Below are 7,433 nucleotides of genomic sequence, written 5' to 3'. Positions count from 1 at the left end.
CCTGTTCCCTGTTCCCTGTTCCCTGTTCCCTGTTCCCTTGTCATAACAACAATTTTTAACGCCAACCTACTTAGTTGGCTTTCCCCTTTCCTAGATTAAGAGAGTTGATGGTAATGATCAAATTACTTATTTTTGGACTAATCGTGATTTATGTTGGTGGTGTGTGGAAATTTTGGACCGGATTTAACAGAACTAATTTTAACCAAACTTTACCCAACCGCATAGGTTTAGCTTTGTTGTGGCCTGCTTTATTTTTGGCTAACCCATCCTATCGCCGCAATTTTAGAAAAGCGTTGAAAGGATAATTAACTCATAGTTACCAACCAATTATGAATTAATTATCTTTGTGAGAATCTTTGTTAAAAATTGTGCAAATTGACTAAAAAGCTTGAATCCACTCCTTAACAGAATACTCTATCCAAATACCGTTTTGCCAATAGGGATCAGATTCCACTAATTGACGAACGGTGTTTTCGTCTTCAGCTTCATAAATAGCAAAAACTTGAGTTACGTCTTTTGTCGGTCCAATAGTAATCAAAATCCCCGCTTGCTTCTGTTTTGCTAATCCTGCTAAGTGATCTTGACGATAGGGTTCACGTTTCGTTAATACGTCTTCACAGTAACTTCCCCATAAGATGTATTTTGTCATAACTGCTGATTATTGATAGTTATTAAAAACTATAGCAACATGAGGTTTTTTTCAGATAGAGATTGATGATCAAGTTTTTAATTTTATCAATATCCTTGTATACTTAGGGCTTGCTGATAGTCTGCGTGGCGTAGCCATAAAAGTTGTCTGTGAGAGGAGGGAACAGGGAACAGGGAACAGGGAACAGGGAACAGTTAAAACTGTCTGGATATCCTCAATTTTCCAAATCCGACAAAGGAAAATGCAATTCATTTTAAGACACCATTAGCCAAACCCAGGCACTTTTTTGTCCTAAAAATCCGCGAAATCCTTAATCCATACTTAATAACATTTAATATAAGTCTTAGCATCTATACAGATATTTATAATTATATGAAGTATATCCTAACCTGCTAATCGCTGGTGGGGAGGTGGCTAAGTATGTGGTTATTACACCAATCCCGATCACAAAGAAATTATATTTTCATCTATCTCGAAGTAGATTTTTATTAAAATAAATTACAATTTTGTATAACACATCACAGTTTAATAGTTAAATATAGAACTAATATCTCACTTTAAAAAGACGACTAATCAAAAATATGGGTAGACAATTTAACCGACGTAAATTTCTGCTTTACGGTGCAGCGGGTATTGGTAGTAGCATTTTCTTAAAAGCTTGTGCTAATAATACCCCCAATACAGCCAATAGTCCCGCCGCATCTACCAGTACACCTACCGTAGCTAGTACGGGTGGTAAAACCATCAAAGTAGGTATTTTACATTCTCTCAGTGGCACAATGGCCATTAGCGAGAAAAGCGTTGTAGATGCGGAAAAACTAGCAATTAAGGAAATTAACGCTGCTGGGGGTGTTTTAGGTAAACAAATTGAAGCAGTTGTTGAAGACGGCGCTTCTAATTGGGATACCTTTAGAGAAAAAGCTACCAAATTGATTGACCAGGATCAAGTAGCTGTAGTTTTCGGTTGTTGGACTTCTGCTAGTCGCAAAAATGTGAAGCCAGTTTTCGAGAGTAAAGACCATATGCTGTGGTATCCTGTGCAGTATGAAGGTCAAGAATGTTCTAAAAACATTTTTTACACTGGTGCAGCCCCAAATCAACAAATTGAACCTTCTGTTGATTGGTTGTTGAAGAATAAAGGTAAAGAGTTCTTTTTAGTCGGTTCTGACTATGTTTTCCCCCGCACTGCTAATAACATTATTAAAGCTCAATTAGAGGCTTTAGGTGGGAAAACTGTTGGGGAAGATTACTTACCTTTAGGTAATACGGAAGTAACAGCTATTATCACGAAAATTAAGCAAGTTTTACCCAAGGGTGGAGTAATTTATAATACTCTTAATGGTGATAGTAATGTTGCTTTCTTCAAACAGTTGAAAGGAGCGGGATTGACACCAGATAAGTATCCTTCCATGTCTGTGAGTATTGCGGAAGAGGAAGTTAAAGCCATTGGTGTGGAGTATCTAAAAGGACATTATGCTGCTTGGAACTATTTTCAAACGGTAGACACACCTGCGAACAAGAAATTTGTGGCGGCTTTTAAGAAAGAATACGGTGAAGATAGAGTCATAAATGACCCAATGGAAGCAGCTTATGTTGCCGTGTATTTATGGAAGCAAGCGGTAGAAAAAGCCACTACAACTGACTTGGCGAAAGTCCGGGCTGCGGCCTATGGTCAAACTATAGATGCACCTGAAGGAAAAGTGACAGTTAATGTTAATCATCACATATCAAAAACCGTGCGGATTGGTCAAGTCAGACAAGATGGCCTATTTGATATTGTTTATGCTACCCCTGCACCGGTTGAACCAGTTCCCTGGAATCAATTTGTGAAAGAGACTAAGGGGTTTGCTTGTGACTGGTCAGATCCCGCAAAAGGCGGTAAATACAAGAAAGGTTAATTTAGTGGTCAGTTGTCAAGAGTTAGTTATACAACTGCATCTCAATAAGGTACATATAGGCGGGCAGGATGCCCACCCTACAAGAGTTTTAGTATTCATATTTGGTGATGTGAAAATAACTAAAAAATAACTAATAATTGACAACTGACTATTAGGAATAAATTGATAATTGCGGGGAGAAAATGTTAACAGGTTTTTTAGAAGCTGTCTTTAATGGTGTTAGTATTGGTGCTGTTTTATTAATTGCTGCGCTAGGATTAGCGATCATATTTGGCTTAATGGGTGTCATTAATATGGCTCATGGTGAGCTAATGATGTTTGGTGCTTATACAACTTTTGTAGTGCAAAATGTTTGTAAGCAATGGGGTGGTTTCTGGTTTGAAGTTTATATATTTTTGGCTTTGATTATCGCTTTTATTTTCACCGCTGGTGTGGGATTAATTCTGGAAAAAAGCGTAATTCGTTATCTCTATGGACGACCTTTAGAAACTCTGTTAGCAACCTGGGGAGTAAGTTTAATTTTTCAGCAGTTTGTCCGCAGTGTCAATTTATTATTGATCATCGGGATAGCTTTGTTTTCTCTTCTGTTTTTTGGGGGTTTATGGATTTTAAATTCTCGGAATAATTTCCAGAAAACTCGTAATTGGTTTGTGGTAGTTTTACTATTTTTGTCCTTAGGATTGACAATTACAATTTGTGATCTGTTAGGTAAAACTTATCAGCAAGGGGTAACTTTGCCTTGGTTTGGCGCTCAAAATGTGGATGTTACAGCCCCTAGTTGGTTACAAGCTGGTGTATCTTTAGCAGGTGTACAATTACCCTATGCGCGGTTATTTATTATTGCTTTGACGATTATTTGTGTGGGAGGAATTTATGTATTTTTGCAAGGTTCTCATTGGGGATTAAGAATTAGGGCTGTCACGCAAAATCGCAGCATGAGCGCTTGTTTGGGTATCCCCACTCAAAAAGTTGATGCAATTACTTTTGCGCTAGGTTCAGGGTTAGCTGGTGTAGCTGGATGTGCAATTAGTTTACTCGGTTCCGTTGGACCAAATACTGGTCAAAATTACATTATTGACACCTTTATGGTGGTGGTTGTCGGTGGTGTAGGTAATTTAGCCGGTACGATTTTGGCAGCTTTGGGAATTGGAACAATTAATTATTTGATTGGTTCGGGAACTTTGGCTTTGTTGTTGGGTGCGGTTCAGCCTTTGGCTGATTTATTTAGTTTTTTTGCAACTACAAGTATGGCTAAGGTGATGGTTTTTGCTTTAATTATTGTGTTTTTACAATGGAAGCCAGGAGGGATTTTTCCCCAAAAGGGTCGTCATGTTGATGTTTAAATTATCGGAAATTAATCGCAGATGAACGTGGATTTGAGAAAATGGATAAAGCAGGAATGATGAAAATTAAAAAGGGGCGAAATTTAATATTAGTTGAAGTTGGGGTCGTTTGCGCGATCGCTTTGATTTTGATTTTGATTATGCCGGTGTTACTTTCAGATTTTCGTCTGAATTTATTGGGACGATTTTTGTCTTTGGCTATTGTGGCTTTAGGAATTGATTTAATTTGGGGTTACGCTGGTTTATTGAGTTTGGGACATGGGATTTTCTTCGGTTTGGGTGGATATGCGATCGCTATGTACCTAAAATTGCAAGTTCCCACCGGGGAATTACCGGATTTTATGGCGCTTTATGGTGTTACGGAACTTCCTGGATTTTGGCGGCCTTTTTCTGATTTTCCCCTGTCTATGGCTGCTGTGGTGATGATTCCGGGTTTGTTAGCAGGATTACTCGGATATTTAGTATTTCGTAATCGCATTAAGGGCGTTTATTTTTCGATTTTGACTCAAGCTGCAATTATTGTATTTTTCAATTTTTTTAATGGACAACAACAATTTTTTAATGGCACAAACGGACTCATAGATTTTACCACTTTTCCGCCTTTATCTTGGGGAGTTAATGGCAGTGGTGCTATAGTTAGTGATAGCAAAACTCAATTTGTTTTTTATGTCTTGACGGTGGTATTTTTGGCGGCTATTTATGGGCTTTGTCGCTGGTTAACTAGTGGACGTTTTGGCAGATTATTAATAGCTATTCGTGATGATGAAAGTCGGGTAAGATTTTCTGGTTACGACCCCACAGATTTTAAAGTATTAGTATTTGCAGTTTCGGGAGCAATTGCTGGTATAGCTGGGGCATTTTACACCGTTCAAAGTGGTTCTGTATCCCCTAGATCCATGGATATTGGCTTTTCTATTGAAATGGTGATTTGGGTGGCTGTCGGGGGACGAGGGACGTTAACCGGGGCAGTTATTGGCACTTTATTAGTTAATTATGCCCGGACTTTTTTAAGTGAACAATTTGCCGAAATATGGCTATTTTTTCAGGGTTTACTATTACTAACTATCGTTATTTTGCTTCCTGACGGCATCATGGGATGGTTAAATAAACAAAATATTCCCTTTGGAAAACGTCAGCAATTAAAATTTTCTGATACCTATCCTAGTTTAGAAGAAGATATGGAAGTGAAACATGAACGCCAAAATATTGGAAACTGAAAATGTCACCGTTAGTTTTGACGGTTTTAAGGCCATAAATCGCCTAAACTTTAGTATGAATGTTGGTGAATTGCGGGTAGTAATAGGTCCAAATGGGGCAGGGAAAACTACCTTTTTAGATGTGATTACAGGTAAGGTACAACCAACCATAGGAAGAGTCCTATTTAAGGGTAAAAATTTACGTTCTTTAGCTGAACATCAAATTGCACGTTTGGGAATTGGCCGCAAATTTCAAACACCGCGAATTTATCTGAATTTAACACCTTTTGAGAATTTAGAAATTACTAGTAATCGTCAGAAAAATGTCTTTTCAACTTTGTTTGGTTCTATAAATTCTGCGGAAAAAAATAGTCTCAAAGGCTTATTAGAAACCATTGGTTTAACTGCAAAAGCAAATATTCCAGCGGCTTTATTATCCCACGGAGAAAAGCAACGTTTGGAGATTGGAATGTTAGTAGCACAATCTCCTGATTTATTACTTGTTGATGAACCTGTAGCTGGTTTAACAGATGAAGAAACCCATAATATCGGTAATTTGTTATTAACATTAGCGGAAAGTCATTCAATTTTAGTCATTGAACATGATATGGAATTTGTACGACAAATCGCTAAGAAGGTGACAGTATTACATGAGGGTTCAGTATTGTGTGAAGGTGATTTTGAACAAGTCAGAAATGACCCCCGCGTTATTGAAGTATATTTGGGAAAACAGGAAGAGAATCACACCCCCCTTAGTCCTCCATTGTAAAGGTGGGAAACAAGAATCCCCTCCCATTCACAAGGGTGAGGGTAGGGTAAAAACCAGATCCATTCCCCTCCCATTCACAAGGGGAGGGTGAGGGTGCGGTAAAATTGGGAAAATTAAAATAGTTAATCAGGTTAATTTTATCATGCTAAAAATTTCTAATCTTAACGTTCATTATGGTGAAAGTCATATTCTGAGAAATGTGGATTTGACTGTATTACCAGGACAAATGGTATGTTTAATTGGACGCAATGGTGTAGGAAAAACAACCATGCTAAAAACAATTATGGGACTACTCAAACCTAGCAGCGGAATTATTAATTTCGCTGGGGAAATAATTAACGCTAAACCGACTTATGAAAGGGCGAAAATGGGTATTGGTTATGTCAGTCAAGGAAGGGAAATTATCCCGCGACTAACAGTTAAAGAAAATCTGCTTTTAGGATTAGAAGCTAGACGAAAACCAGTCAAAAAACCGGAAATTCCCTCAGAAATTTTTAGCCTATTTCCAGTTTTAAAAACTATGCTTTCTCGTAGGGGTGGAGATTTAAGTGGTGGACAACAGCAACAATTAGCGATCGCTCGTGCTTTAATGGGAAAACCACAACTACTCGTACTAGACGAACCGACGGAAGGTATCCAACCCTCAATCATTTTGGAAATTGAAGCCGCAGTCCGTCAGATTATTGAAACTACAGGGATTTCTGTTTTATTGGTAGAACAACACTTGCATTTTGTCCGTCAGGCAGATTACTATTATGCTATGCAAAAAGGCGGCATTGTTGCTTCAGGTCCAACTCAGGAACTTAGTCAGGATGTGATTCAAAGATTTTTAGCGGTTTAAGGGTATATTGAAGTATTACCAACAAGGTGCGCCATTTTTTTGGGAGGTTGGATTTTGCCATTATATACAGCAGTCTACGTCAGTGCCATATCAATATATACACTTAGCTGTCCGCAAAAATTAGGTTAAATGTACCCAATGCTGCAACGCCTATAAACTCTGCTAGTAACTACTGACGTGGTTTTTTCTTGGAAACCTTGAGTACAGGTAAAGGAGCAGTAGAAGACTGAGGTGGTAAATAATGTTGAACAACAAGCTCCTGTGGTAAAGACGGACGCTGCTGCATACGCCATAATTTAAAAGCAAAAGCCACCCCTGCTGTTGCTAAACCAAAGGTGAAGAGTGACCAACTATCATCCAACCCACCAATTAGAGCATCTATTACACCTACGGTTAACAATACACTGACTATAGGTTCTTTGCGGTAGGCTGACTTTAAAAAACGAGGTAATACAGCATTCATCACGGCTTACTTAGTTCCATTTAGTGGTTTTGTATAAATTTACTTGGAGTATTTTAACTACAAGTTGTTTGTTTCATCAAGGGCAAATAATAGCACGAACAATTATAATCTTCCTGGACAAAAAAGTGGGTACGGTAATTCGCACTCGACGACACTACTGTTTGTTCGGTTTCACTAATTATTTAGTGATAGTTCTTCCTCGTCGTTCCTACGATAACATTTTTTAAATTAATTGTCAAGCCCTAATTCTGCTTTTTTCGCGGGATTTGATGCG

The 7,433-nt window shown here is 38.2% G+C and carries 8 protein-coding genes; 6 read left to right on the top strand and 2 right to left on the bottom strand.

Features of this window, described 5'->3' with window-relative positions; genetic code table 11:
- Positions 1-113 precede the first annotated feature (113 nt).
- Positions 114-305 (top strand): hypothetical protein, encoded by a 192-nt coding sequence (locus ACIR310F_RS0108750; RefSeq protein ID WP_028083513.1) that lies wholly within the window; start codon positions 114-116, stop codon positions 303-305.
- A 74-nt stretch (positions 306-379) separates the two neighbouring features.
- Here the strand turns inward: ACIR310F_RS0108750 and ACIR310F_RS0108745 are convergent, their stop codons facing one another.
- On the bottom strand, positions 380-649 hold the full coding sequence (locus ACIR310F_RS0108745; RefSeq protein WP_028083512.1) for a YciI family protein: 270 nt from the start codon (positions 647-649) through the stop codon (positions 380-382).
- 581 nt (positions 650-1,230) lie between these two features.
- Between ACIR310F_RS0108745 and urtA the strand changes: the two genes are divergently transcribed.
- The 5 genes from urtA (at position 1,231) to urtE (ending at position 6,696) form a co-directional block, all read left to right on the top strand.
- Positions 1,231-2,547: an urea ABC transporter substrate-binding protein gene (gene urtA, locus ACIR310F_RS0108740; protein WP_028083511.1), complete on the top strand. Its 1,317-nt coding sequence runs from the start codon at positions 1,231-1,233 to the stop codon at positions 2,545-2,547.
- A 182-nt stretch (positions 2,548-2,729) separates the two neighbouring features.
- The gene (gene urtB, locus ACIR310F_RS0108735; protein WP_028083510.1) at positions 2,730-3,890 is read left to right on the top strand and encodes an urea ABC transporter permease subunit UrtB; all 1,161 of its coding nucleotides are present in this window, start codon (positions 2,730-2,732) and stop codon (positions 3,888-3,890) included.
- A gap of 41 nt (positions 3,891-3,931) precedes the next feature.
- The gene (urtC, locus tag ACIR310F_RS0108730) at positions 3,932-5,107 is read left to right on the top strand and encodes an urea ABC transporter permease subunit UrtC (RefSeq protein ID WP_231387444.1); all 1,176 of its coding nucleotides are present in this window, start codon (positions 3,932-3,934) and stop codon (positions 5,105-5,107) included.
- A complete protein-coding gene (gene urtD / locus ACIR310F_RS0108725; RefSeq protein WP_028083508.1) occupies positions 5,082-5,855 on the top strand; it encodes an urea ABC transporter ATP-binding protein UrtD in 774 nt (257 codons plus the stop codon). The genes urtC and urtD overlap by 26 nt, the downstream gene beginning before the upstream one ends.
- 142 nt (positions 5,856-5,997) lie before the next feature.
- Positions 5,998-6,696 (top strand): urea ABC transporter ATP-binding subunit UrtE, encoded by a 699-nt coding sequence (gene urtE, locus ACIR310F_RS0108720; protein ID WP_028083507.1) that lies wholly within the window; start codon positions 5,998-6,000, stop codon positions 6,694-6,696.
- A gap of 169 nt (positions 6,697-6,865) precedes the next feature.
- Here the strand turns inward: urtE and ACIR310F_RS0108715 are convergent, their stop codons facing one another.
- Positions 6,866-7,159 (bottom strand): hypothetical protein, encoded by a 294-nt coding sequence (locus ACIR310F_RS0108715; RefSeq protein WP_028083506.1) that lies wholly within the window; start codon positions 7,157-7,159, stop codon positions 6,866-6,868.
- Positions 7,160-7,433: the final 274 nt, after the last annotated feature.

The sequence above is a fragment of the Dolichospermum circinale AWQC310F genome, assembly GCF_000426925.1.
Classification (GTDB): domain Bacteria; phylum Cyanobacteriota; class Cyanobacteriia; order Cyanobacteriales; family Nostocaceae; genus Dolichospermum; species Dolichospermum circinale.
Note: the sequence above shows the minus strand (reverse complement) of the source record. Positions and strands in the feature narration are given on the sequence as shown.